Source organism: Geodermatophilus sp. SYSU D00525 (assembly GCF_054050475.1).
Window position 1 is genome coordinate 48,757 of record NZ_JBJGZK010000013.1, and the last position, 23,801, is coordinate 72,557.

At 76.1% G+C, this 23,801-nt stretch carries 21 protein-coding genes; 10 read left to right on the top strand and 11 right to left on the bottom strand.

The window, feature by feature from the left end; genetic code table 11:
- The first annotated feature begins 9 nt into the window (after positions 1-9).
- Positions 10-1,203 carry an NAD(P)/FAD-dependent oxidoreductase gene (locus ACI796_RS13135; protein WP_456941674.1) on the top strand — a complete coding sequence of 398 codons (1,194 nt, stop codon included), beginning with the start codon at positions 10-12 and terminating at the stop codon, positions 1,201-1,203.
- On the opposite strand, the gene ACI796_RS13140 is transcribed toward ACI796_RS13135, so the two are convergent.
- Positions 1,182-1,910, bottom strand: coding sequence for a B3/B4 domain-containing protein (locus ACI796_RS13140; RefSeq protein ID WP_456941675.1), 729 nt, complete (start codon positions 1,908-1,910; stop codon positions 1,182-1,184). The two genes, ACI796_RS13135 and ACI796_RS13140, sit on opposite strands and share 22 nt — an antisense overlap.
- The gene (locus tag ACI796_RS13145) at positions 1,907-2,497 is read right to left on the bottom strand and encodes a helix-turn-helix domain-containing protein (protein WP_456941676.1); all 591 of its coding nucleotides are present in this window, start codon (positions 2,495-2,497) and stop codon (positions 1,907-1,909) included. The genes ACI796_RS13140 and ACI796_RS13145 overlap by 4 nt, the downstream gene beginning before the upstream one ends.
- 64 nt (positions 2,498-2,561) lie before the next feature.
- On the opposite strand from ACI796_RS13145, the gene ACI796_RS13150 reads away from it, so the two are divergent.
- The 3 genes from ACI796_RS13150 (at position 2,562) to ACI796_RS13160 (ending at position 5,639) form a co-directional block, all read left to right on the top strand.
- Positions 2,562-3,671: a trans-sulfuration enzyme family protein gene (locus tag ACI796_RS13150; protein WP_456941677.1), complete on the top strand. Its 1,110-nt coding sequence runs from the start codon at positions 2,562-2,564 to the stop codon at positions 3,669-3,671.
- A 114-nt stretch (positions 3,672-3,785) separates the two neighbouring features.
- Complete coding sequence (gdhA, locus tag ACI796_RS13155; protein ID WP_456941678.1) at positions 3,786-5,135, top strand: NADP-specific glutamate dehydrogenase; 1,350 nt, start codon at positions 3,786-3,788, stop codon at positions 5,133-5,135.
- Positions 5,136-5,243: 108 nt separating this feature from the next.
- Positions 5,244-5,639, top strand: a complete 396-nt coding sequence (locus ACI796_RS13160; protein ID WP_456941679.1) for a VOC family protein — start codon at positions 5,244-5,246, stop codon at positions 5,637-5,639.
- A 119-nt stretch (positions 5,640-5,758) separates the two neighbouring features.
- Here ACI796_RS13160 and ACI796_RS13165 read toward each other — a convergent pair whose 3' ends face one another.
- Together ACI796_RS13165 and ACI796_RS13170 are read right to left on the bottom strand one after the other, a co-directional pair.
- Positions 5,759-7,942 (bottom strand): MMPL family transporter, encoded by a 2,184-nt coding sequence (locus ACI796_RS13165; RefSeq protein WP_456941680.1) that lies wholly within the window; start codon positions 7,940-7,942, stop codon positions 5,759-5,761.
- 6 nt (positions 7,943-7,948) lie between these two features.
- Positions 7,949-8,548, bottom strand: a complete 600-nt coding sequence (locus ACI796_RS13170; RefSeq protein ID WP_456941681.1) for a TetR/AcrR family transcriptional regulator — start codon at positions 8,546-8,548, stop codon at positions 7,949-7,951.
- A 133-nt stretch (positions 8,549-8,681) separates the two neighbouring features.
- Between ACI796_RS13170 and ACI796_RS13175 the strand changes: the two genes are divergently transcribed.
- The 3 genes from ACI796_RS13175 to amaB all read left to right on the top strand — a co-directional run bounded on the left by ACI796_RS13175 (position 8,682) and on the right by amaB (position 12,371).
- On the top strand, positions 8,682-9,518 hold the full coding sequence (locus ACI796_RS13175; RefSeq protein WP_456941682.1) for an HpcH/HpaI aldolase/citrate lyase family protein: 837 nt from the start codon (positions 8,682-8,684) through the stop codon (positions 9,516-9,518).
- Positions 9,519-9,604: 86 nt separating this feature from the next.
- Entirely contained in the window at positions 9,605-10,762 is a 1,158-nt protein-coding gene (locus tag ACI796_RS13180) for an NAD(P)/FAD-dependent oxidoreductase (RefSeq protein ID WP_456941683.1), read from the top strand.
- Between the two features lie 79 nt (positions 10,763-10,841).
- Positions 10,842-12,371 (top strand): L-piperidine-6-carboxylate dehydrogenase, encoded by a 1,530-nt coding sequence (gene amaB / locus ACI796_RS13185; RefSeq protein ID WP_456941684.1) that lies wholly within the window; start codon positions 10,842-10,844, stop codon positions 12,369-12,371.
- 33 nt (positions 12,372-12,404) lie between these two features.
- On the opposite strand, the gene ACI796_RS13190 is transcribed toward amaB, so the two are convergent.
- From ACI796_RS13190 to ACI796_RS13205, 4 genes are all read right to left on the bottom strand, one after another.
- Positions 12,405-13,097 (bottom strand): hypothetical protein, encoded by a 693-nt coding sequence (locus tag ACI796_RS13190; protein ID WP_456941685.1) that lies wholly within the window; start codon positions 13,095-13,097, stop codon positions 12,405-12,407.
- A gap of 63 nt (positions 13,098-13,160) precedes the next feature.
- Complete coding sequence (locus ACI796_RS13195; RefSeq protein WP_456941686.1) at positions 13,161-14,042, bottom strand: polysaccharide deacetylase family protein; 882 nt, start codon at positions 14,040-14,042, stop codon at positions 13,161-13,163.
- Positions 14,043-14,107: 65 nt separating this feature from the next.
- Positions 14,108-15,094, bottom strand: coding sequence for an asparaginase (locus tag ACI796_RS13200; protein ID WP_456941687.1), 987 nt, complete (start codon positions 15,092-15,094; stop codon positions 14,108-14,110).
- Positions 15,095-15,191: 97 nt separating this feature from the next.
- Complete coding sequence (locus tag ACI796_RS13205; protein WP_456941688.1) at positions 15,192-15,899, bottom strand: class I SAM-dependent methyltransferase; 708 nt, start codon at positions 15,897-15,899, stop codon at positions 15,192-15,194.
- A gap of 162 nt (positions 15,900-16,061) precedes the next feature.
- Here ACI796_RS13205 and ACI796_RS13210 point away from each other — a divergent pair, with 162 nt between their 5' ends.
- Complete coding sequence (locus ACI796_RS13210; RefSeq protein ID WP_456941689.1) at positions 16,062-17,726, top strand: CehA/McbA family metallohydrolase; 1,665 nt, start codon at positions 16,062-16,064, stop codon at positions 17,724-17,726.
- Positions 17,719-18,318: a hypothetical protein gene (locus ACI796_RS13215; protein WP_456941690.1), complete on the top strand. Its 600-nt coding sequence runs from the start codon at positions 17,719-17,721 to the stop codon at positions 18,316-18,318. The genes ACI796_RS13210 and ACI796_RS13215 overlap by 8 nt, the downstream gene beginning before the upstream one ends.
- Before the next feature lie 11 nt (positions 18,319-18,329).
- On the opposite strand, the gene ACI796_RS13220 is transcribed toward ACI796_RS13215, so the two are convergent.
- On the bottom strand, positions 18,330-19,427 hold the full coding sequence (locus ACI796_RS13220) for a diguanylate cyclase domain-containing protein (RefSeq protein WP_456941691.1): 1,098 nt from the start codon (positions 19,425-19,427) through the stop codon (positions 18,330-18,332).
- Between the two features lie 488 nt (positions 19,428-19,915).
- Positions 19,916-20,854: an alpha/beta hydrolase gene (locus tag ACI796_RS13225; RefSeq protein WP_456941735.1), complete on the bottom strand. Its 939-nt coding sequence runs from the start codon at positions 20,852-20,854 to the stop codon at positions 19,916-19,918.
- Between the two features lie 65 nt (positions 20,855-20,919).
- Between ACI796_RS13225 and ACI796_RS13230 the strand changes: the two genes are divergently transcribed.
- The gene (locus tag ACI796_RS13230; protein WP_456941692.1) at positions 20,920-21,717 is read left to right on the top strand and encodes an alpha/beta fold hydrolase; all 798 of its coding nucleotides are present in this window, start codon (positions 20,920-20,922) and stop codon (positions 21,715-21,717) included.
- Between the two features lie 15 nt (positions 21,718-21,732).
- On the opposite strand, the gene ACI796_RS13235 is transcribed toward ACI796_RS13230, so the two are convergent.
- Positions 21,733-23,706 (bottom strand): alpha-amylase family protein, encoded by a 1,974-nt coding sequence (locus ACI796_RS13235; protein ID WP_456941693.1) that lies wholly within the window; start codon positions 23,704-23,706, stop codon positions 21,733-21,735.
- Positions 23,707-23,801: the final 95 nt, after the last annotated feature.

Genomic DNA, 23,801 nt, shown 5'->3' on the forward strand with positions numbered 1-23,801 from the left:
GGGACACCCGTGACCAGCACCCCGGTGCCGCTGTGGCAGGACGAGCCGTACCGCCCGCGGTCCCCGCTGGCGGGGGAGGTGCGGGCGGACGCGTGCGTCGTCGGCGCCGGCGTCGGCGGGCTGGCGACCGCCCGGCGGCTGCTCGACGCCGGCCTGTCGGTCGTCGTGCTCGACCGGAACGAGGTGGCGTCGGGCGCGAGCGGCCGCAACGGCGGCTTCTTCATCGCCGGTGCCGCGCCGATGTACCACGAGACCCGCCGGCTGTGGGGGCGCGAGCGGGCGACAGCGGTGCACGCCGCGACGCTGGCCGCCCAGCGGGAGGTGCTGGAGGTGGCCGAGGCGGTCGGTGCGCGCCCGCACTTCCGGGTCGACGGGCTGCTCCGGCTCGCCGTCGACGCGGCCGAGGCCGACGACGTCCGGGCCAACGCGGCCGCGCTCGCCGAGGACGGCTTCCCCGGACAGCTCGTGGCGGGCGACGACCTCCCCGGCCCGCTCGCCCGGCCGGAGCGGGCCGGACTGCTGTTCCCGCACGACGGGTCGGTGCACCCGGTCCGCTGGCTGCGGGCGCTCGCCGCCGCGCTGGAGGCGCGCGGGGCGCGCGTCTTCGAGCACTCGGCGGTGGTCGCGCCGCCGGCCGCCGAGGGGGACGGCGTCGTCGTGCGGACCGCGGCCGGGACGGTGCGCTGCGACCGGGCGGTCGTGGCCGTCGACGGCGATCTCGCGGCGCTGGTGCCCACGGCGGCGGCCGTGCGCCCGCGGCGGCTCAACATGCTGGCCACCGCGCCGCTCGCCGAGCGGGTACTGCCGTTCCCGGTGTACGCGCGGTACGGCCACGAGTACGTGCACCAGACGGCGGACGGCCGGATCGCGCTGGGCGGGTTCTCCGACCTCGACGGGGACGCGAGCTGGACCGACCGCGCCGAGGTCTCCGCGCCGGTGCAGGCGCGGCTGGACCGCTGGCTGCGCGAGGAGCTGCGGGTGGACGCGCCGGTCACCCACCGGTGGGCCGGCGTCGTGGGCTTCGCCGAGGACCCCCTGCCCCGGTGCGGGCCGGTGCCCGGCACCGACGGTCGGGTGCTCGCGCTGGGCGGCTACAACGGCACCGGCCACGTGCAGGCGTGGGTCGCCTCCGGCGTGGTGGCGGACCTCGTCGTCACCGGCGCGAGCTCCTCCGCCGGGCTCTACGCCCCCGTCGACGCCTGAGCGCCGAGCAGCCGCCGGTGGACCACGGCGCCGGGGCTGAGGGCGAGCAGGGCGTCGGTGAGCGCGTCGGCCGCGGCGTGCGCCTCGTCGTCGGTCATCGGGTCCAGCACGTCCAGGACGAACAGCGCGCTGGTGGTGGCGGTCGTGATCCGGGTGCGGACGCCCTGGCGCCAGTTCCAGCGGCGGCAGGTGACCCCGGCGTCGTCGCGCCACACCACCTCGCCGGGTTCCGGGTGCTCGACGGCGGGCTCGCCGCCCGCGGTGGTGTCGAAGGGCTCGCTGCCGTCGGCGCGGACCAGCCGCGGCGGGCCGGCGTAGGCGGCGCGGTCCTCCCCGCCGAGCGGCAGCAGGTGGGCGACGGAGACGGCGTTGTAGACGTCGGTGATCCGGTCGATGCGCGGCAGCCCGTCCGGGTCGAGACGGCGCAGCAGCGCCTCGACGCTGGGCCGGGTGCGCTGCGGCTTGGCGCCGAAGGCCCGGTAGGCCTCCCGCCAGGCGGCCGGGTGCGGCAGCTCCTCGGGCCTGCGCCCGTCCAGTCGCGCCCGCGCGGTGGCCTCGGCGGCGGCGAGGACGCGCTCGCTGGCCGCGTCGCCGGGGCCGCCCTGCAGCCCGTCGGCGGTGAGCAGCAGCGCCCGGTAGTCCGGGCGCAGGGCGAGCACGGCGTCGTCGACGGCGGCCGCGGCCAGCCACTCCTGCGGGTCGGTCATCTGCGTCCTCCGGTCACGTCGGGCTGGAACACGGTCAGGGTGAAGCGAGCGGGGCCGGCCGCGTCGGCGGGGGCGGCGTAGCCGTGGGGGACGTCGCCGGCGAAGGCCGCGGAGTCCCCGGCGTCCAGCCGCTCGGTGCGGTCCCCGACGCGCAGGTCGACCGGGCCCTCGAGCACCAGCAGCAGCTCCCGGGTGCCGGCGCTGTGCGGCTCGCTGCCGTGCTCCTCGCCCGGGTGCAGGGTCCAGTCCCACAGCTCGACGACGTCGGGCGGCTCGGTGCCGGCGACCAGCAGTGCCCGCCCGCCGTGCGGGCCGCGCCACAGCACCGGTGCCTCCCCGGCCGTGGTGACGGTCAGGGTGCGGGGGCGCTCGACGTCGACGAGCACGGGCAGGCCGACGCCGAGCGCGTCGCTGATCCGCAGCAGGGTGGCGATGCTCGGGTTGCCCTCGCCGTGCTCGATGGTGATGACCATGCGGCGGCTGACGCCGGAGCGGTCGGCCAGCTCGTCGAGGGTCCAGCCGCGGGCGGTGCGGTGCTGCCGGACACGCCGGCCGATCAGCTCGTTGACCGCGGGCGCCTGCGCCATCCCGCTCCCTCCCCGTACGCTGCCTTCGATAGTGCAACATACTGCACCAGAGGAGGCGGTGTCCGTGGAGCTGCGGGCTGAGACCCGGCTGGCGGTCCTGGGGCGGGGGAGCGGGGCGCCCGGGCAGCCGCTGAACGTCCCGATCGTGCCGGCGTCGAACTTCCGCGCCGCCCCGGCCGGGACGGCGGGGCGGGAGTACTCCCGCGACGACGGCACGCCCGGCTGGGAGGCGTTCGAGGATCTGGTCGGCGACCTCGAGGGCGGTGCCGCGGTGGCCTTCTCCTCCGGGATGGCGGCGATCGCCGCGGTGCTCGAACTGCTGCCCGTGGGGGCGCGGGTGGTGGTGCCCCGGGACAGCTACACCGGCCTGCGCGCCCTGCTCGCGGACGGCGTCGCGGCCGGCGGGCGCTGGGCGGTGCGCACGGTGGACACGTCGGACGCCGGCGCGCTCGCCGCCGCGGCCGGCGACGCGGACCTGGTCTGGCTGGAGACGCCGAGCAACCCGCTGCTCCAGGTCGTCGACGTCGCCGCGGTCGCCGCCGCGAGCGGCGCGCTCGTCGCCGTGGACAACACCTTCGCCACCCCGCTGCTGCAGAACCCGCTGCGGCTCGGCGCCGACTTCGCCGTCCACAGCGCGACCAAGGCGATCGGCGGCCACTCCGACCTGCTGCTCGGCGTGGTGGTGTGCCGCCGCCCGGAGGACCGGGCGCGGCTGGCCCGCCGGCGCGAGGTCGCCGGGGCCACGCCGGGCGCGCTGGAGGCGTTCCTCGCGCTGCGCGGCGCCCGCACCCTCGCCGTGCGGCTGCGCCAGGCGCAGGAGTCGGCGGGGGAGCTCGCCCGCCGGCTGGCCGCGCACCCCGCGGTGGCGCGGGTGCGCTACCCGGGCCTGCCCGGCGACCCGCACGCCGCCCTGGCCGCCCGGCAGATGCGCGGGCCCGGCTCGGTGCTCGCCTTCGAGGTCGCCGACGCCGCCACCGCGGACGCGGTGTGCGCGCACGTCCGGGTCGTCGCGTCCGCCACCAGCCTCGGGGGCGTCGAGTCGACGGTCGAGCGGCGGGCGAAGCTGCCCGGGCAGGAGCACGTGCCGGCCGGGCTGGTGCGCCTCAGCGTCGGGATCGAGCACGTCGAGGACCTGTGGGCCGACCTCGCCGCCGCGCTGGAGGCCACCGCCTAGTACCGGGTACCGCCCGGGGAGGTGGGTACCGGCGGGACGGGTCCAGACCGTGACCCGGCACCACGACCCGGCCGCAGGTCCCCGACGGACCCGGCCGAGGAGTGGAGGGATCCCGTGGCCGACAGTCTCCCGCCGGTGGTCGAGCGCATCCACGAGGAGGTGCTCCGCCGCAACCCCGCGGAGCCGGAGTTCCACCAGGCGGTCCGCGAGGTGCTCGAGTCGCTCGCCGTGGTGCTCAGCCGGCACGGCGAGTACACCGAGATGAAGACCGTCGAGCGGATCTGCGAGCCCGAACGGCAGGTCATCTTCCGGGTGCCCTGGCAGGACGACTCGGGCGAGGTGCAGATCAACCGGGGGTTCCGCGTCGAGTTCAACTCGGCGCTGGGTCCCTACAAGGGCGGGCTGCGCTTCCACCCGTCGGTCAACCTCGGGATCGTCAAGTTCCTGGGGTTCGAGCAGGTGTTCAAGAACGCGCTCACCGGCATGCCCATCGGCGGCGGCAAGGGCGGCTCCGACTTCGACCCCAAGGGCCGGTCGGACGCCGAGGTCATGCGCTTCTGCCAGTCGTTCATGACGGAGCTGTACCGGCACCTCGGCGAGTACACCGACGTGCCCGCCGGCGACATCGGCGTGGGCTCCCGGGAGATCGGCTACCTGTTCGGCCAGTACAAACGGATCACCAACCGCTACGAGTCCGGGGTCATCACCGGCAAGGGCCTGGGCTGGGGCGGCGCGCTGGTCCGCACCGAGGCCACCGGCTACGGGGCGGCCTTCTTCGCCGAGGCGATGATGGAGACGGCCGGGGAGTCGTTCGACGGCCGGCGCGTCACCGTCAGCGGTTCGGGCAACGTCGCCGTCTACGCGATCGAGAAGGTGCACCAGCTCGGGGGCACCGTGGTCGCCTGCTCGGACTCCAGCGGCCACGTCGTCGACGAGAAGGGCATCGACCTCGAGGTCCTCAAGCAGGTGAAGGAGGTCGAGCGGGCCCGGATCGGCGAGTACGCCGAGCGGGTCGGCTCGGCGTCGTTCGTGGCCGGCGGCAGCGTCTGGGACGTGCCCTGCGACGTCGCGATCCCCAGCGCGACGCAGAACGAGCTCGACGGCGACGCCGCCGCGGTCCTCGCCCGCGCCGGCTGCCGCTACGTCGTCGAGGGGGCCAACATGCCGGCCACGCCCGACGCGGTCCGGGTGTTCCGCGAGGCCGGGGTCGCGTTCGCGCCCGGCAAGGCCGCCAACGCCGGGGGCGTGGCCACCTCCGCGCTGGAGATGCAGCAGAACGCCTCCCGCGACCGCTGGACCTTCGAGCACACCGAGGCCCGGCTGGAGGAGATCATGCGCGGCATCCACGAGCGGTGCCACGCCACCGCCGAGGAGTACGGCTCCCCGGGTGACCTGGTCCTCGGCGCGAACGTGGCCGGCTTCCTGCAGGTGGCCGAGGCCGTCCACGCGCACGGCCTGGTCTGAGGCGGGGCGAGGGTGACGGCCCGGTCTCCGTTGCCCTCGGGCGAGCGCCGGGTCTAGCGTCCGCGGACGTCAGCACGGGGGACCCGTCCCACCCCTCGGGAGCCTGCCATGCTGGACGACAGCCGCGTCGCGGCGAACATCCCGGCGAGCGACATCGACCGGGCGCGCACCTTCTACGCCGACAAGCTGGGCCTCACCCCGGTCCGCGAGCTCATGGGCGAGGTCCTGGAGTACGAGACCGCCGGGGGTACCCGCTTCGGCGTCTACCGGACCGACTACGCCGGGCAGGCCGGGCACACCATCGCCCAGTTCCACGTCGACGACGTCGAGGCCCAGGTGAAGGAGCTCAAGTCCCGCGGCGTCGCCTTCGAGGTGTACGAGGACATGCCCGGCGTCGAGTGGAGCGGGGAGATCGCCTCGATCCCCGGCATGGGCCGCGCCGCCTGGTTCACGGACAGCGAGGGCAACGTCCTGTGCATCGACCAGGAGGACGGCCGCGCCTGACGCGGGTCACCCGGCAGGACCCCGGGCCGCTCCACCGGGCCCGCGTCCACCGGCCCGGCCCCGGACGCGGCACGGCCCGCCTCCCCGGCAGGGGAGGCGGGCCGTGAGGGGGTCGTGCGTCAGCGCGGGTCGCCGGCCAGCTCCGGCTCGCGCCCGGGCTCCGGGTGCCGCTCCAGCGCGGCGCCCTCGACGTCGAGCACCGGCAGCCAGCGCAGCCAGCGCGGCAGCCACCAGGCGGCTTTCCCGAGCAGCGCCAGCGCGGCGGGCACCAGCACCATCCGGACGACGAACGCGTCGAACAGGATGCCGATGGCGAGCGCGAAGGCGATCGACTTGATCGTCGCCTCGCCGGCCGGGACGAACCCGGCGAAGACGCTGAACATGATCAGCGCGGCGGCGACGACGACCGGGGCGGCCTGCCGGAAGCCGGTGCGGATCGCCTCCAGCGGCGGGGTGCCGTGGCTGTGCGCCTCGTGCATCCGCGACACCAGGAACACCTGGTAGTCCATGGCCAGGCCGAACAGGATGCCGATGACCAGGATCGGCGTGAGGCTCAGCAGCGGCCCGGTGGTGTCGAGGTTGACCACGTCGGCCAGCCAGCCCCACTGGAACACCGCCACGGTCGCGCCGAGCGAGGCGCCGATGGTCAGCAGGAAGCCCAGGACGCCGACCAGCGGCACCAGCAGCGACCGGAAGACCAGCACGAGCAGCACCAGCGCCAGCCCGACGACGAGCAGCAGGTACTTCGGCAGCGCCTGGTCCAGGCTCTGCGCGACGTCGACGCTGACCGCCGTCGCGCCGGTGACGTAGGCGTCGACGCCGTCCAGGTCGGCCAGCTGCGCGCGCAGGTCGGCGACGAGCTGCTCGGTGGCCTGCGTGGTCGGGCCCGACTCCGGGATGACGGTGAGCAGCGCGGCGGTGTCGTCGGCGTTCGGGACCGGCGGCGCGACCAGCGCGACGTCGTCGAGGCCGCTGACCGCACCCGCGGCCTGCCCGGCGGCCTCGGCGGCCCGGTCGCCCTCGAAGAGCACGGTGATCGGGCCGTTGAAACCCTCGCCGAAGCCCTCGGCGAGCAGCGCATCGGCGCGGGCGGCGGAGGTCCCCTCGGCCGGCGACTGGATCAGCGTGGTCTGCATGGAGGCGACCGGGATCGCGATCACGCCGAGGCCCACGATGGCCAGCAGCAGCGAAGCCGTGCGGAACCGGGTGACGGTGCCGACCCAGCCGCCGAGGAGGCCCCGCGTGCGGGCCGGCGCCGGGATCCCGCCGGTCGCCGCGGCACGGCGCTTCCGGGGCAGCACCCGGTGCCCGAGCAGGGCGAGCACCGCCGGCACCAGCGTGAGCGCCACCAGCACCGCGACGACGATCGTCGCGGCCGCGGCCAGACCCATCTGGGTCAGGAACGGGATGCCGGCGACGAACAGGCCGGCCAGCGCGATGACGACGGTGAGGCCGGCGGTGACCACCGCGGAGCCGGCCGTGCCGACGGCCAGCCCGATGGACCGGCGGACGTCGGTGCCCCGCAGCAGCTCCTGCCGGTGCCGGGTGACGATGAACAGCGTGTAGTCGATGCCGACGGCCAGGCCGAGCATCGCGGCGAGGATCGGTGTGGTCGAGGACAGGTCGACGAAGCCGGTGGCGATGGTGATGCCGAGGACGCCGACGCCCACGCCGACGAGCGCCGTCAGCAGGTTCATGCCGGCCACCGCGAGCGCGCCGTAGGTGACGGCCAGGACGACCAGCGCGACGACGACGCCGAGGACCTCGGCCGGGCCGCCGACGGCCGGCACCTCCTCCAGCGCCTGCCCGGTGACCTCGACGGTCAGCCCGGTGTCACGGGCGTCGGCGACGGCGTCGCGCAGCGCGTCCTGCTCCTCGGGGGTCACCCCGCCGGCCTCGGCGTCGTAGGTGACGGTGCTGTAGCCGACCGTCTGCTGCGGGTCGACCGACGGCGCGGCGGGGTCCAGCGGGTCGGTCGCGGACACGACGCCGGGCAGCCCGCCCAGCGTGCCGGCCAGATCGGTGACCGCGGCGGCGTTCTCCGGCGTGGTCAGCATGGCGCCCTCGGGGGCGGCGACGACGACCCGCGCGGACACGCCGCCGGCGCCCGCGCCGAACTCCTCGCCGATCCGCTCCAGCGCGGTCGTGGACTCCTGGCCGGGGATGGAGAAGCTGGTCGACGTCGGCCCGGAGAGGGTGACCGCGCCGACGCCGCCGGCCACGAGGACCAGCAGCCACACGGCGAGGACGGCGAACCGGTGCCGCGCGGAGGAGGTCCCGAGACGGGACAACAGGACTGCCATGGACGATCAGGCCTCCGCCTGGGTGGGGTGGGAAGGGGTCGCGCGCGGACGGCGGTGGCCGAGCGCGTCGAAGCAGGTCGCGACGACGTACGGCCGCCACGCCGGGGTCAGGTCCGCCTGGCGGGCCGCCAGGGTGAGGACGGCGAGCGCTCCGAGCGCGCCGACCACGCGGACGCACCGCTCGGGTCCGGCGGTCTCCGGGTCGACACCGAAGGCGGCCAGCGCCATCGCGCCGGCCCCCTCGGTGAGCGACCCCTCGGCGCCGGGCTCGCCCTGCGTGGCCGGCGCCAGGAGCAGGGCGACGACGCCGGGGTGGGCCAGGGCGACGTCGACGAGCACCTCGACGGCGCGGCGGTCCCGGGCCGGGCCCAGCGGCAGGTGCGCCACCTGGTCGAGCACCCGCTCGCCGAGCGTCTCCGCCTGCGCGAGCACGGCCTCGTGCAGGGCGTCCTTGCTGGGGTAGTGGTGCAGCAGCCCGGCCTTGGACAGGCCGACCGCGTCGGCGACGTCCTGCACCGACGTCTTGGCGTAGCCGCGCCGGGCGAAGAGGGCGGCGGCGCGGTCGAGGATCCCCTCGTCGATCTGCTGCCGGAACGGTCGGGCCACGGTGCCAGGCTACGGCCGACCGACCGATCCGGTCGGCGGACCGCCCGATCCGGTCGGCGTGGATTCGCTCACAGCGTCCCGCTGGCCGGGAGTCGCTCCCGGCTCCCCGCGTACGCCGGGCGAGGATGACGACATGACGACACGCAGGAGGGTCGGCCCGGCGGACGCGCGCTCGTGGCTCCTCGTCAACGGCGCCCGTCCCGAGCTCTTCGCGGAGCGGTACGCCTCGCGCGCCGACCAGGTGGTGCTCGACATCGAGGACGCCGTCGACCCGGCCCGCAAGGACGAGGCCCGCGCCGTGGTCGTCGACTGGCTGCGGGACGGCGACCGGTCGACCTGGGTGCGGATCAACGACCACTCGACGCCGTTCTGGGAGGACGACGTCGCCGCCCTCGCCGGCCTGCCCGGGCTCGCCGGCGTGATGCTGGCCAAGACCGAGGCCGGCGAGCACGTCACCGAGACCTTCGACCGGCTCGGCGGCTCGACGCCGGTGCTCGCGCTGGTGGAGTCGGCGCTGGGCATCGAGGAGGCGGTGGGCATCGCCCGCGCCCGCGGCGCCTTCCGGCTCGCCTTCGGCAGCGGCGACTACCGCCGCGACACCGGCACCAGCGCCGACGAGCTGGCGATGGCCTACCCGCGCTCCCGGCTGGTCGTGGCCAGCCGCATCGGTGGCCTGCCCGGCCCGATCGACGGCCCCACGGTGAGCACCAGCCACCCGGTGCTGCGCGAGCAGTCGGCGGTCACCGTGACCCTCGGGCTCACCGGCAAGCTGTGCCTGGACCCCGAGCAGGCGCCGGTCATCAACGAGGTGATCAGCCCCGCGCCGTCGGACGTCGCGTGGGCGCTGGACTTCCTCGCCGACTTCGAGGCGCGCGGCCAGGTCATCCGCGACGGCAGCGACCTGCCCCGCCTGGGCCGGGCCCGCAAGATCGAGCGGCTGGCCGAGACCTTCGGCGTCCGGCCCGCCTGATCGGGTCGCCCGTCGGGCGGGTCGTGGTGCCGGGGGCCTCCAGGGCCCAGGATGGGGCTCTCGTCCCGTCCTGAGCAGGAGGTCCCATGACCCGGCAGCTGCCCCGCTCGGCCTCGGTCGTCGTCGTCGGCGGCGGGGTCGTCGGGCTGGCCACGGCGTACGAGCTCGCCCTGGCCGGGGTGCGCGACGTCGTCCTGCTCGAGCGGGACGCCCTCGGGTCGGGCTCGACGTGCCGGGCCGCCGGGGGCGTGCGGGCGATGTTCTCCGACCCGGTGAACGTCGCCCTCGGCGCCCGCAGCCTGGAGACCTTCCGCGACTTCCCGGCCCGCTTCGGCCAGGAGATCGACTTCGCCCCGGTCGGCTACCTGTTCCTGCTCGACGACGCCGCGGCCGTCGCGGACTTCGAGGCCGCGGTCGCGCTGCAGAACGACCTCGGCGTGCCCAGCCGGATGGTCGACGTCGCCGAGGCGGTGCGGCTGTCCCCGATGGTCGACCCGGACGGGCTGCTGGCGGCGGCGTGGTCGCCCACCGACGGGCACTGCACGCCCGAGTCGGTCGTGCTCGGCTACGCCTCCGCCGCCCGACGGGCCGGGGTGACCGTGCTGCCGCACTGCCCGGCGACCGGCATCGACGTCCGCGAGGGGCGGGTCGCCGCGGTCACCACGGCGGCGGGCACGGTCGAGACCGAGGCCGTGGTCTGTGCGGCCGGCCCGTGGTCGGCGCAGGTCGGCGCCTGGGCCGGCGTCGACCTGCCGGTGAGCCCGCTGCGCCGGCAGATCCTGGTCACCGAGCCGGTGCCCGGCCTGGACCCGCACACGCCGTTCACCATCGACTTCGGCACCTCGTTCTACTTCCACCGGGAGGGCGAGGGCCTGCTCATGGGCATGTCCGACCCCGACGAGACCCCCGGCTTCCGGCTCACCCGCTCCGACGCCTGGCTGCCGCGGCTGGGCGCGGCGATCGAGCGGCGGGCGCCCGCACTGGCCGGCGTCGGCGTCGCCAGCGGGTGGGCGGGCCTGTACGAGATGACCCCGGACCACAACGCCCTCATCGGCCGCGCCGCCGACGTCGAGGGCTTCCTGTACGCCACCGGCTTCTCCGGCCACGGCTTCCTCATGGGGCCGGCCGTCGGGGAGGTCGTGCGGGACCTGTACGTCGGCGCGCAGCCGTTCGTCGACGTCTCCGGTCTGGACGTCCGCCGGTTCGCCGGCGCCGGCGTCCGTCCCGAGCTCAACATCGTGTAAGGACCCCCGTGCCCCCCACCGCTCGCACCCTCGCGGCGGGCCCCTGCACGGGGGCCGCGACCACAGAAGGAGTACCCCTGTGACCACCCTGCCCACCGCTGGGGACCTCGCGCGCCTGGCGGCCGACGCCGCCGGTCGGTGCGGCGTCGACCTCGACGCGATCGCGGGCGACTTCCCGGTGACCTCCCCGGTGAACGGGCAGCGGGTCGCCTCGCTGCGCCGGGACACCGCGGCCGACGTCGCGGCCGCCGTCGACCGCGCCGGCGAGGCGTTCCGCACCTGGCGCACGGTCCCGGCGCCGGTGCGCGGCGCGCTGGTCCGGCGGTTCGGCGAGCTGCTGCGCGAGCACAAGGCCGACCTCGCCACCCTGGTGAGCGTCGAGGTCGGCAAGATCACCTCCGAGGCGGCCGGTGAGGTCCAGGAGATGATCGACATCTGCGAGTTCGCCGTCGGCCTCTCGCGGCAGCTGTACGGCCGCACGATCAGCTCCGAGCGCCCCGGCCACCGGCTGATGGAGACCTGGCACCCGCTCGGCGTCGTCGGCGTCATCAGCGCGTTCAACTTCCCGGTCGCCGTCTGGTCGTGGAACACCGCGCTCGCGCTGGTCTGCGGCGACCCCGTCGTCTGGAAGCCCTCGGAGCTCGCGCCGCTGTCCGCCCTCGCGTCCGCCGCGCTGCTGGACCGGGCGATCGCGGAGACCGGCGCGCCGGAGGGCCTGAGCCAGGTCGTGCTCGGCGGCGCCGACGTCGGCGAGGCGCTGGTGGAGTCGCCCGGGGTGGCGCTGCTGTCGGCGACCGGGTCGACGCGGATGGGCCGGCTGGTCGGGCCGCGGGTGGCCGACCGCTTCGGCCGGTCGCTGCTGGAGCTCGGCGGCAACAACGCCGCGATCGTCACGCCGTCGGCCGACCTCGACCTCGCCACCCGCGGGATCGTCTTCTCCGCCGCCGGCACCGCCGGGCAGCGCTGCACCACGATGCGCCGGCTGATCGCGCACGGCGACGTCGTCGACGCCCTCACCGAGCGGGTCGCGGCCGCCTATCGCCGGCTGCCGATCGGGTCGCCGCTGGAGCCGGGCACGCTGGTCGGGCCGCTGATCCACGACGCCGCGTTCAAGGCGATGCAGGACGCGCTCGAGGCCGCCCGTCAGCAGGGCGGGGAGGTGCTGGCCGGCGGCGGACGGCGCCTGGCCGACGAGGCGCCGGACGCCTGGTACGCCGAGCCCGCGCTGGTCCGGATGCCCGGGCAGACCGACATCGTCCGGCAGGAGACGTTCGCGCCGATCCTCTACGTGCTGCCCTACCGCACGCTGGAGGAGGCGGTGGCGCTCAACAACGACGTCCCGCAGGGGCTGTCGTCGAGCATCTTCACCTCCGACCAGGCCGAGGCCGAGCGCTTCCTCGCCGCCGACGGTTCCGACTGCGGCATCGCCAACGTCAACATCGGCACCTCGGGGGCGGAGATCGGCGGCGCGTTCGGCGGGGAGAAGCACACCGGCGGCGGCCGCGAGTCCGGCTCGGACGCCTGGAAGGGCTACATGCGCCGGGCCACCAACACGATCAACTTCTCCGGTGAGCTGCCGCTCGCGCAGGGGGTCGAGTTCCCCATCTGACGGCGGCGGGGTGACCCGGGCCGGCCGCCCGGGTCACCCCTCGCCGTGGAGGGCGAGCACCCGCGGGCCGAGGGCGTCCAGGGTCAGTCGTGTCCCGTCGACCGCCACCCGGGTGCGGGTCCGCTCGTGCGGCCGGCGGCCGGCCAGCCGCAGGGCGAGCAGGGCGGCGAGCGCGGGCACCCGGTCGCCGGGGACGGCGACGGGGACCCCCGGGAGCCGGGAGACCGGGCCGCTCCACCCCGGGAGCGTGGCGCTCACCAGGCCGGCGACCCGGACGGAACGGCGGAGGGGGTCGGCCAGGAGCAGGTCGAGCACCTCCTCCGGCCGCTCGCGGGCGGTCAGCACGACCGGCGCGCCGGCCCCGGTCACCCGGTGCGGCCAGGCCGCGTCCCCGCTGTCCACCGCGCCCGGGACGGCGTCGCCGTGCACGAGGGTCACCGGACGGCGCCCGTCCGGCGGCGGCACGTGGTCGCCCGTCGCGGGCGGGAGGCCGACCTCGGCACCGGTGTCGGCCGCGGCGGCCTCGACCAGCCGGGTGACCGTGCCGGCCACGGTGGTGCCGCCGGTGGGGCGGCCGACCGTCCACCCGCCGGGGACCGGCCGCACCCGGACACCGCGGGGAGCGGCGGTCCCGACCACCGCGGCCACCGCCGCCCGCGCCGCGGAGGAGCCGAGGACGGGGGAGGCCCAGTCCTCGGCCGTCCCGGCGCCGCACGCACCGCACACCTGGAGACCTCCGTTCGGCCGGACGGGTGGGTCCCCGCCGGCGGCGGGTGGGGGAGCCGGCCGTCAGGCCCGGCGGGGGCGGCGCGCCGTGAAGTCGTCGGCGATCTCGTCGAAGGTCGTCCACCGGACGCCCTCGTGGGCGTTCACGTGCTCGATGAGCCGCTCGAGCATGAGGAGCACCTGCGGCCGGCCGGAGACGTCGGGGTGCACGGTGAAGGTGACCACCGCGTACTCCATCTCCCGGTGGACCCAGTCGAACTGGTCCTGCCACATCTCGCCGAGGTGGCGGGGGCTGACGAACCCGTGGCTGTTCGGGCTGGCCTTGATGAACATCATCGGCGGGAGGTCGTCGAGGTACCAGTTCGCCGGGATCTCGACGAGGTCGGTCTCCCGGCCCCGGACCAGCGGCTTCATCCAGGTGTCGGCCGGCCGGGAGTAGTCGATCTTCGTCCAGCTGTCGCCGACCCGGACGTAGTAGGGCTCGAAGTCCCGGTGCATGAGCGAGTGGTCGTACTTGATGCCGCGCTCGAGGAGCAGCTCGTTGGTGACGGGGGAGAACTCCCACCACGGCGCGACGTAGCCGGTCGGGCGGCGGCCGGCCCGCTCCTCGATCAGCTCGATGCAGCGGTCGAGCACCGCGGACTCCTGCTCGCGGCTCATCGCGATGGGGTTCTCGTGGCTGTAGCCGTGGACGCCTATCTCGTGCCCGGCCGCCACGCAGGCGTCGAACTGCTCCGGGAACGTCTCGATGGAGTGGCCCGGCCAGAACCAGGTGCTCGGCATCTCGTTGCGGCGGAAGAGCTCGAGCATGCGCGGCACGCCGACCTCGCCGGCGAAGATGCCGCGCGAGATGTCGTCCGGCGAGTCCTCGCCGCCGTAGGACCCCAGCCAGCCGCCCACCGCGTCGACGTCGACGCCGAAGGCGCAGAGGATCTCCTTGGGCATGCACCTCTCCTCTCGGGTTCCCCGGACCGCGGCGTGCGGCCGGGGTCGTACCTGGGGCTCGCCGGTCAGCCGGCGGTCCGGGCCCGCCAGCCGGCGCGGACGGCGTCCGGGTCGCGGTCCAGCGCCAGCAGGACGGCCAGCAGCACGCGCGCCTGGGAGGGCCGGAGCAGGCCGGCGGGGAGCGCCCCCGCGGCCTGCAGGTCGGTCCCCCCGCCGTCGCCGTAGAGGGCGGCGACCGGGCCGGCCGCCACCCGCGTCGAGGTGACGACGACGACGCCGGCGTCGGTGAGCTCGCGGACGGCCCGGCAGATGACGGGGTTGGCGTTGCCGGCGCCCGTCGCCTCCAGGACGATCCCCCGGGCGCCGGCCGCGGCGAAGGCGTGCAGCGCGGTGGCGTCGGCATCGGGGTGGCAGGCCACGACGTCGACGCGGATCCCGGCCGGGTCGACGCGGGCGAGGTCGAGGGGAGCGGAGCGGCGGGCCGAGCGCTCCAGGAGGAGGGCGCCATCCCGGACCCAGCCCAGCGGACCCGCGTCCGGCGCGGTGAAGGTGTCGGCCGCCAGCGTGTGACCCTTGCGCGTGCCCCGCGCCGGGAACACGCGCCCGCCGAAGGCGATCAGGACGCCCTGGTCCCGGGCGGCCGGGCTCGCGGCGACGGTGACCGCGTCGGCGAGGTTGCGCGGCCCGTCGCTGTCCGGGGCGTCCGCCGGCCGCTGGGCGCCGGTGAGCACGACCGGCCGGGGGTCGCGGTGGAGCAGGTCGAGGAAGAAGGCCGTCTCCTCGGTCGTGTCCGTGCCGTGCGTGACGACCACCCCGTCGACCTCCGGGTCGGCCAGCTCCTCGGCCACCGCGGACGCGACGGCGTGCATGCGCTCGAGCGTCATCAGGTAGCTGCCGACGCGCAGCACGTCCCGGACCCGCAGGCGGGTGCCGGTGTCCCCGGCCAGCCGGGCGACGAGGTCGGCCCCGCTGTCCTGCGCCGTCGACACCCCGCCCGCGTCGGCGCGGGTCGCGATCGTGCCGCCGGTCGCGAGCACCGTCACGAGCGCCATGGGGACCTCCGGAACGCGGGCGTCGAGAGCGGGACGGGGTGCGCTGACGCCGCCTTCCGGGCGCCGGGACGCGGCGTCAGCGCACACGCGCCGGTGGCTAGACCGCGGTGGCGGTGACGAAGGTGCAGACGCCGTCGCCGGAGGTGGCCCGCTGCCGGATGCCCAGCAGCCACAGCACCGCCATCTCCACGCGGTAGGCCAGCCGCATCGGCCCGGCGTAGAGGGTGTCGCCGGCGGTGGTGACCTCGATCCGGTCGAACCCGGCCAGCCGCACGTGTTCGGTGAGCATCCAGTCCGGCAGCAGGGTGATGTGGCCGGGGGAGTGGTAGTGGCCCGGGCCGAAGATGTAGGGCGCCCCGCGCAGCAGGGTCAGCAGCCGCGAGTGCGGGTGCGTGACGTTCGGTGTGCTCACCAGCAGCCGGCCGCCGGGGCGCAGCAGGGCCCGGATCGAGCGCAGCACCTGCCGCGGGTTCTCCACGTGCTCCAGCGTCTCCACGCACACGACCAGGTCGAAGGGGCCGCGGGTCTCGTCGGTCCAGTCCGGGTCGTCGAGGTCGAGCCGGGCGATCCACTCGTGCGGCGGGTCGAGGTCGGTGGGGACGACGTCGACGCCCACGTCGCGCAGCCGCAGTGCCAGCGCGCCGCAGCCCGAGCCGACCTCGAGCACCCGCCCGCCGTCGGGGAGCAGCGTCCGGGCCAGGCCCGCGGCGTACTCGTGCACGCCGGGGGCCGCGTGGATGCCGTGCCCCTGGTAGGTGCGGACGGCAGGCGTGCGGCGGCCGTCGCGGTGCTGGACGTCGGTCACCCGTCCACCCTGTCATCGCCGCGCCCGTCGCGCAGACGTCACGCCGGCCACCACGGTGTGTCATCGGCGGTCCACCCGTCGGTCACCTCCGTCCTGAGGATGGAGCGGGGCCGGGACCGCTCCCCGCGGCCGGCCCTCCTGTCGCCGCTCCCGAGGAGAGACGTGTCCGGTCCGCACCACCACCACGACCACCCGCACGACCACGGGCACCACCACGAGCCCGCGGCGTGGACGCCCTACAGCGACGTCTCCGTCCCCGACCAGGACCTCTCGCCCGGTGACCTGTCGCGCCGCCGGTTCCTGCAGGCGGCCGGGGTCCTCGGTCTGACGGTCGGCGCGACGGTGGCCGGCGCGCCCCGGACCGCCCAGGCCGCCCCGCGTGCCGGCAGCGGCGGCGCCGCCTCCTACACCTGGCTCAACGGCGACCACCACATCCACACGCAGTACAGCTCCGACGGCCTCTACACGGTCCGCCAGCAGGTGGAGCAGGCCCGGCGCAACGGCGTGCACTGGATGGTCATCACCGACCACGGCTCGGCCACGCACGCCCGCCTCGGCGTCGACCTGGTCAACCCCGACATCGTCGCCAGCCGCCAGGCCTACCGCGACGTGCTGGTGTTCCAGGGCCTGGAGTGGAACATCCCGGCGGCCGAGCACGGCACCGTCTTCGTCGTGCCGAACAGCAACGAGGTCGCCGTCCTGCGGGAGTTCGAGCAGCAGTTCGACGGCTCCCTCGGCAACACGACCGAGGACCGTGCGGTGGCCGGCATCCGCTGGCTCGGCCAGCAGATGACGAACCGCCGCACCTCCAACGCGCTCTTCCTCGCCAACCACCCCGCCCGCAACGGCATCGACTCGCCGCACGAGCTCCGCGCGTGGCGCGACGCCGACCCGCGGATCGCGATCGGCATGGAGGGCGCGCCCGGGCACCAGGCCGCCGGCATCCCGGCGCCGGAGGGCCCGGGCGAGGCGCGCGGCTACTACGGCAACAGCCCCCGCGCCGACAGCTTCCCCGGGTACCCCCTCGAGTCCTACCGGACCTTCGGTGGCTTCGACTGGATGACCGCCAAGGTCGGCGGTGTGTGGGACTCGCTGCTGGCGGAGGGCCGGCCCTGGTGGATCACCGCCAACTCCGACTCGCACTCGGTCTACCGCGACCAGCTCGTCCGTCCCACCGGCGCGGACTCCAGCACGTACTTCGCCGCCAACGGACGCTACGGCGACCCGGTGGACAGCGGCGTCCCGCAGATCGACCGCGGCGACTTCTTCCCCGGCTACTACTCGCGGACCTGGGTGGGGGCGGCCGGCCGCGACTACGGCGCCGTCATGGACGGCCTGCGGGCCGGGCGCGCGTTCGTCGTCCACGGCGACCTCATCGACGCCCTCGAGGTCAGCGTCCGGGGCGACGGCGGCGGCAACGCGCCGGCCACCCTGGGCGAGCAGGTGCGCGTCGGCCGCGGCGAGAACGTGCACGTGCAGATCCGGATCACCCCGCGCCGCCGGCCCAACGCCCACGGCGACGTGCCGGTCCTGCGCCGGGTCGACCTGATCAGCGGCCCGATCACCGGCGCGGTGTCCGACCGGGACACCCAGACGGCGCCGGAGACCGCCGTCGTCGAGTCCTTCGAGGTCCGCGGCAACGGGCAGGTCGTGGTCAACCACGTGTTCCGGCGGGTCGACCGCCCGTTCTACCTGCGGCTGCGCGGGACGGACGGGAACTTCTCGGCGCCCGGCAGCATCGAGCCGCGGCAGGACCCCGAGGGCAACAGCGACCCGTGGACCGACCTGTGGTTCTACTCGAACCCGGTGTTCGTCACCGTTGGCTGAGTCCCCGTCCGGCGACTGCTGGGTCGCCGTCTGCGGCGACACCGGCACCTCGCCGGCCGCGCTGGCCGAGGTCGAGCACCGGCTGCTCGACCTCGGCCGGCGGGTCGGCGCCACCGAGGTGGCGACGCACGTCGTCCGGTCGGCCGGCGGCAACCACTACGCCGGCTCGCTCCGGGCACCCCGCTCGGCGGAGCTCGACGCCGCCGTCGCGGGGTGGGCCCGTCCCGGGGACGCGGTGGTGGTCGCCGGGGACGCGGACACCCCGCCGGCCGGGGACCCCGGCCACGCGGAGCACGCCGCGGGCGCCGGCCGGGCGCACCGGGAGCGGGCCTCCGGCCGGCTGGTCCGCTTCCCCGGCCAGGAGGACCTGCCCGGCCGGCTGCCGCTGGCCGAGCTGACCACCCGGTCGGCGGTGCAGGCGGTCGACCTCGTCGGCGTCGCCGACGACCCGGGTCTGGTCCTTCGGACGCGCGGGCACGTGCGCCCGGAGTACCGCGACGGCGTCCTCGTGCTGCCGGTGTCCCCGTGGGGAGACGGCGAGGTCGTCCCGTTCGAGTCCCCGAGACAGCGGGAGTGCTGCTCGGACCACTGAACCGGCAGGCGTCAGACGGTGACGCCGTGGTGGACGACGCGGCCCTTGCCCGCGCGCTTGGCGGCGTACATCGCCGCGTCGGCGCGGGCCATGAGCTCGTCGGCGCCCACCGCGGCGTCGCCGGCGGCCAGCGCGACCACGCCGGTGCTGGCGCCGACGGCGCGGGTGCGGCCGGCGACGGTGAACGGCACGGCCATCGCCGCCGTGATGCGGGCGGCGGCCTCCAGCGGGTCGCCGCCGTCCTCGAGCAGCGCGGCGAACTCGTCGCCGCCGAGCCGGGCGACCGTGTCGCCGCCGCGCAGCGCGCCGGTGAGCCGCTCGGCGACCCGGAGCAGCAGCTCGTCGCCGGCGGCGTGGCCGAGGGTGTCGTTGACCGTCTTGAAGTCGTCGAGGTCGAGGAAGACGACGGCGACCGGCCGCATGTCCCGGGCGTGCAGGGCCAGGGCGTGCTCGAGCCGGTCGAGGAACAGCGACCGGTTGGCCAGGCCGGTCAGCGGGTCGGAGAAGGCCAGGTGCCGCAGCTGGGCCTCGCGGGCGGCGAGGTCGGCCGCGAGCCGCGCGTTCTCCCGCACGGTCACGTACTGCCGGACCATGAGCGCGGCGATCACCACGGTGGCGGCCAGCATCTCGCCGGGGGACAGCGGCGTGCCGGCGAGGCTGCGCACCAGCGCGGTGGCCAGCGCGACGACGACCGGGACGTAGGGCAGCAGCGACGCCGCGGTACCGGTGCCGCGGACGCCGCCGCTGCGGCCCTCGGGCCGGGCGCCCGCGAGCGCGGTGCGGCACAGCCCGGCCACGGCGAGCAGGACGAAGGCGGCCGTCCAGCCGACATCGGCGGTCCCGCCGTCGTAGGTGCCGGTGGCCGACAGGTAGGTGAAGGCGCTGTCGGCGACGGCCAGCGCGGTGACGCCGGCCGCGACCAGGTTCAGCGGCCGGCGGTCGCCGGGGGTGCGGGTGACCAGGAGGACGGCCAGCACGATCAGGACGACGTCGGTGACCGGGTACGCGGCCAGCAGCAGGCGAGCGCCGACGTCGGGACCGGAGTCGTCGCGCAGGACCGCGCCCAGCGCCGTCTGCCAGCTGACCAGGCCGACCGCGCCGGTGGTCATCACCGCGTCGAGGAGCCGCTGCAGGCGGCCGGTCCGCCCGCCGCCGGCCGGGTGCAGGACCAGGGCCGGTACGGCGAACAGGCAGAAGCCCAGGAAGCCGACGTCGGCCAGCGACGGGAACGGCGCCTCGCCGTGGGCGGCGAGGACGGTCCAGTACGCCTGGCCGAGACCCCACGACGTGCAGGCCAGCGCCAGCAGGGCCCAGGCCAGCCGCAGCCGCAGGCCGTGCTGTGCGCGGCGAACCGCGCGGTCGCGGCGCCGGCGGCGAGGGCGGCCAGCGTCTGCGTCAGGTCCGAGGCGAGCGCGGCGCCGGACGGCCCGAGGACCGTGGTGGTGAGCGTCCCGGCGGCGGCGAGGGCGACGACGAGCGCCGCCAGGCGCGGGTGCGCCGTCGACCGGACCATGCTGCCGCCCTCGTGCTCGGGAAGGGGTTGTCCTCCTCTGCATCGACCGGTCCGGGCCGCGGGTCGATCACCCGGAGGGGGTGGTCAGCGGCTGAACACCGCCGCCTGCTCCGCGCACAGCTCCGCCAGCGCCTGGGGCGCCGACCGGCACAGCCGCGGGAAGGCGAGGAACCCGTGCGGCATGCCGACGTACTCGGTCAGCCGGACGGGCACGCCCGCGTCCCGGAGCACCGCGGCGTAGCGCACGCCGTCGTCGCGGATGGGGTCGTGCTCGGCCACCTGCACCAGCGCCGGGGGGAGGCCCGCGTGGTCGGTGGCGTACAGCGGCGAGGCGTGCGGGTGGTGCGGGTCGCCGTCGCCGAGGTAGTGGTCGCGGAAGGCGAGGCAGTCGGCCCGGGTGAGGATCGGCGCGTGCGCGTTCCCGTCGATCGACGGGCTGCTCATCGTCAGGTCGACCGAGGGGTAGACCAGCCCCTGGTGCGCGATCCGCGGGCCGGAGCGCTCGCGGGCCATCAGGCAGACGACGGCGGCCAGGTTGCCGCCCGCGCTGTCGCCCATCACCGCGACCCGGTCGGGGTCGGCGCCGAACTCGGCGGCCCGCTCCACGACGTCGGCCAGGGCGGCGTAGCAGTCCTCGGCGGCGGCCGGCCAGCGGTGCCCGGGCGCGAGCCGGTACTCGACGGAGACGACGACGGCGCCCACCGTGGCGGACACGCTGCTGCACAGCCAGTCCGCGGAGTCGAGGTTGCCGAGCGTCCAGCCGCCGCCGTGGAGGTTCACGACCAGCGGCAGCGGGCCGGTCACCCACTCCGGCCGGTAGGTGCGCACCGGCACCTTGCCGACCTCGCCGCGTGCGGTGCCGTCGGTGAGCCGCACGCCCGGTGCCACGCCGCCGAGCAGCAGGTCGGTGACCGGGTTGTGCGGGACGCGCCGCTGCTGCGCCTTCCGCAGCCGCTCGTCGTCCATCCGCGTGATCGACGTCCGCGCGAGCAGCCGGCCCAGCAGCCGCACCCTCAGGTCCATCCGTGCCACGTGTCCTCCTCCGGGTGGTGCCGATGAGTGGTGCGCCGTCCGCCGGTCTCCCCGGCATGACGTACGAGACGGTCGCCTCGGCGGACGGGACCCGCGTCGCCTACGAGGTCTGGGGCTCCGGGCCGCCGCTGGTCACGGTGTGCGGCGCGACCTGCGACCGCGCGCTGATGCGCCCCACGGCCCGGGCGCTGGGGAGCTCCGCCACGACCGTGGCCTACGACCGGCGGGGCCGCGGCGACAGCGGCGACACCCTGCCGTACGCCGTCGAGCGGGAGGTCGAGGACCTCGCCGCGCTGGTCGGCGCGGTCGGCGGGCACGCGTCCCTGTACGGGCACTCCTCCGGCGCCGCCCTGGTGCTGCGTGCCGTCGCCGCGGGGCTGCCGGTGGACCGGTTCGTCCTCCACGACCCGCCGTTCGCCCCCGACGACGCCGCGTTCCGGGAGGAGAGTCGCGCCTTCGCGGTGGAGACCCTGGACCTGCTGGCCGCGGGGGAGCGGGACGAGGCGATGGACCGGTGGTGCCGCGGCACCGGGATGCCCGACGAGGTGGTCGACGCGGTGCGGGCGACGCCGCGGTGGGCGGAGCTGGTCGCGCTCGCCCCGACGCTCGCCCACGACCTGGCGGTGCTCGACTCCGTGGCGACCGGCGGCGCGGTGCCCGAGGACGTCGCCCGCCGCGCGGCACGGCCCGGGCTCGTGCTGGTCGGCGGCGACAGCCCGCCGTTCATGCGGGAGGTGGCCCGGCGGGTGGCGGACCTCCTCCCGGCCGGCCAGCTGCGCGTGCTCCCCGGCTCCGGCCACGTCGTCGCCCCGGAGGTCCTGGCCCCGGTGGTCGCGGAGTTCCTCCGCGGCTGACGTCCCCCGCACCGGTCAGCGCTCGGCGAACCAGGCGGAGCCGAGGCCGGGGACCAGCAGCAGGCCGTCCCGGACCGGCAGGGGACCGTCGCTGCCGTGCACCTGCGCGAACGTGCCGAACCCGGTGACGGTGTCGGCGTCGACCCGCTGCGGGTGCGGCGAGAAGTTGGCCACCCCGACGAACGTCCCGCCGCGCGGGTGCCGCCGCCGCCAGACCAGCACCGCGTCGTTGCCGACGTCGACGACCGCCGACTCCACCCCGCCGCGCAGCGCCAGCAGCGACCGGCGCACCTCCCCGAGCCGGCGGATGCCGGCCCACACCCGGCCCTCGACGGTGGTGGGGTCGCCGCGCCGGGCCGCCGCGGCCCAGTCCATCCGCGGGCGGTGCATCCAGCGGTTGTCCGGCGCCCGCTCGGGATCGGCGAGGTAGGAGGCGTCGTTGCGCAGTGCCAGCTCGTCGCCCATGTAGAGCAGCGGGACGCCGCCGAAGGCGTAGGCGACCGAGTACAGGAGCAGCAGCCGGCGCACCCCGGCGTCGAGGGCGACCGGGTCGTCGCGGTCGAGGGCGTCCTCGATGCCGCACAGCGACGCCGCCGATCCGGAGATCCGCGCGTCGCCGGTGGCCTCGTTCTCCTGGAACAGCGCGCCGCGGGCGAAGGAGCCGGGGAAACGGCCGGCGTAGAAGTCGTTGAGGAACCGGCGGTGGGCGAACCCGTCGAGGCCGACGGCGGCGGCGTCCTCGTCGGTGACCGCCCAGCCGATGTCGTCGTGGCCGCGGACGTAGGTGCACCAGGTGGTCGTGGGCGGGATCGGCCGCATCCGGCGCAGCGCCTGACGGGCCAGCCGGACGTCCTGGGTGGCCAGGCTGCTCCACAGCAGCACCATGAGCGAGTTGTGGTAGGCCAGCTCGCACTCGGGCCGGTAGCGGTCGTGCCCGCCGAGGTAGGCCACCAGGTCGTCGGGGGAGACGATCGCCTCGGCCTTGAACACCACCCCGGGGGCGGCCAGGCGGGTCAGCGCGTGCAGCAGCTGCAGGAGGGTGTGCCCCTCGGGCTGGTTCTGGCAGCTGGTGCCCAGCCGCTTCCACATGAACGGGACGGCGTCCATGCGGAAGACGTCGACGCCGCGGTTGGCCAGCCACGCGATCTCGCCGGCCATCGCCAGCGTCACCTCGGGGTTGGTGTAGTCGAGGTCCCACTGGTACGGCCAGAACGTCGTCCAGACCCAGCCGCCGGCGCCGCCGAGCGCCTCGGGCACCCAGCTGAACGACCCGGGTGCCCGGTCGGGGAAGACCTCGGGGATCGTCGCGTCGTAGGCGTCCGGCAGCTGTCGGTCCGGGAAGGCGGTGTAGAAGCCGGCGTACGCGGGGTCGCCGGCCAGCCAGCCCTGCGCCCAGGGGTGCTCGCGGGCGGTGTGGTTGAGCACCAGGTCGATGCACAGCGCCATCTCCCGCTCGTGCAGCGCGCTCGCCACCGCCTCGAGGTCGGCCATGGTGCCCAGCCGCGGGTCGACGGCGCGGTAGTCGGCCACCGCGTAGCCGCCGTCGTTCTCGCCCTCCCGCGGCTCGAGCAGCGGCATGAGGTGGAGGTAGGTGGTGCCGAGCTCGGCGAGGTGGCCGAGCCGGCCGGGCAGCTCGGCGAGGGTGCCGCAGAACCGGTCGACGTAGCAGACGTAGCCCTGGACCCGCGCCCGCTGGAACCACGCCGGGTCGATCTCCCGCCGCCGGTCGATCCGCCGCAGCGGCTCCGGTCGCTCGGCCGCGGCGGCCAGTGCGGTGCGCAGCCCGCGGGCGAACAGGTCGTCGGCGGCGTCCCCGTAGAGGAGCGCGAGCGGCTCGTGGACGTCGTGGAGGGCCAGGTCGGCGCGGGCGAGGAAGGCGTCGGCCTCGGCCTCGCCCAGGGCGGCGACCGCCTCGTCCACGATCCGCGGCCGCAGGGCCGTCCACGCCCGGCGGGCCTCCGCCCTCAGCTGCTCGGCCCCCGCGCTCACGTGTCCTGCGTAGCGTGTCCGGGCCGCGCGTGCACCCGGGCGGGCGCCGCACCGGCCACCTCGGCGCCGCCGTCGCCGGTGCCCCAGACTGGCGC

Excerpts from the sequence above, each read along its gene's own strand:
- ACI796_RS13140 (WP_456941675.1), bottom strand. The coding sequence starts at position 1,910 with ATGACCGACCCGCAGGAGTGGCTGGCCGCGGCCGCCGTCGACGACGCC.
- ACI796_RS13145 (WP_456941676.1), bottom strand. The coding sequence starts at position 2,497 with ATGGCGCAGGCGCCCGCGGTCAACGAGCTGATCGGCCGGCGTGTCCGG.
- ACI796_RS13160 (WP_456941679.1), top strand. The coding sequence starts at position 5,244 with ATGCTGGACGACAGCCGCGTCGCGGCGAACATCCCGGCGAGCGACATC.
- ACI796_RS13165 (WP_456941680.1), bottom strand. The coding sequence starts at position 7,942 with ATGGCAGTCCTGTTGTCCCGTCTCGGGACCTCCTCCGCGCGGCACCGG.
- ACI796_RS13175 (WP_456941682.1), top strand. The coding sequence starts at position 8,682 with ATGACGACACGCAGGAGGGTCGGCCCGGCGGACGCGCGCTCGTGGCTC.
- ACI796_RS13180 (WP_456941683.1), top strand. The coding sequence starts at position 9,605 with ATGACCCGGCAGCTGCCCCGCTCGGCCTCGGTCGTCGTCGTCGGCGGC.
- ACI796_RS13195 (WP_456941686.1), bottom strand. The coding sequence starts at position 14,042 with ATGCCCAAGGAGATCCTCTGCGCCTTCGGCGTCGACGTCGACGCGGTG.
- ACI796_RS13200 (WP_456941687.1), bottom strand. The coding sequence starts at position 15,094 with ATGGCGCTCGTGACGGTGCTCGCGACCGGCGGCACGATCGCGACCCGC.
- ACI796_RS13220 (WP_456941691.1), bottom strand. The coding sequence starts at position 19,427 with ATGACCACCGGCGCGGTCGGCCTGGTCAGCTGGCAGACGGCGCTGGGC.
- ACI796_RS13225 (WP_456941735.1), bottom strand. The coding sequence starts at position 20,854 with ATGGACCTGAGGGTGCGGCTGCTGGGCCGGCTGCTCGCGCGGACGTCG.
- ACI796_RS13230 (WP_456941692.1), top strand. The coding sequence starts at position 20,920 with ATGACGTACGAGACGGTCGCCTCGGCGGACGGGACCCGCGTCGCCTAC.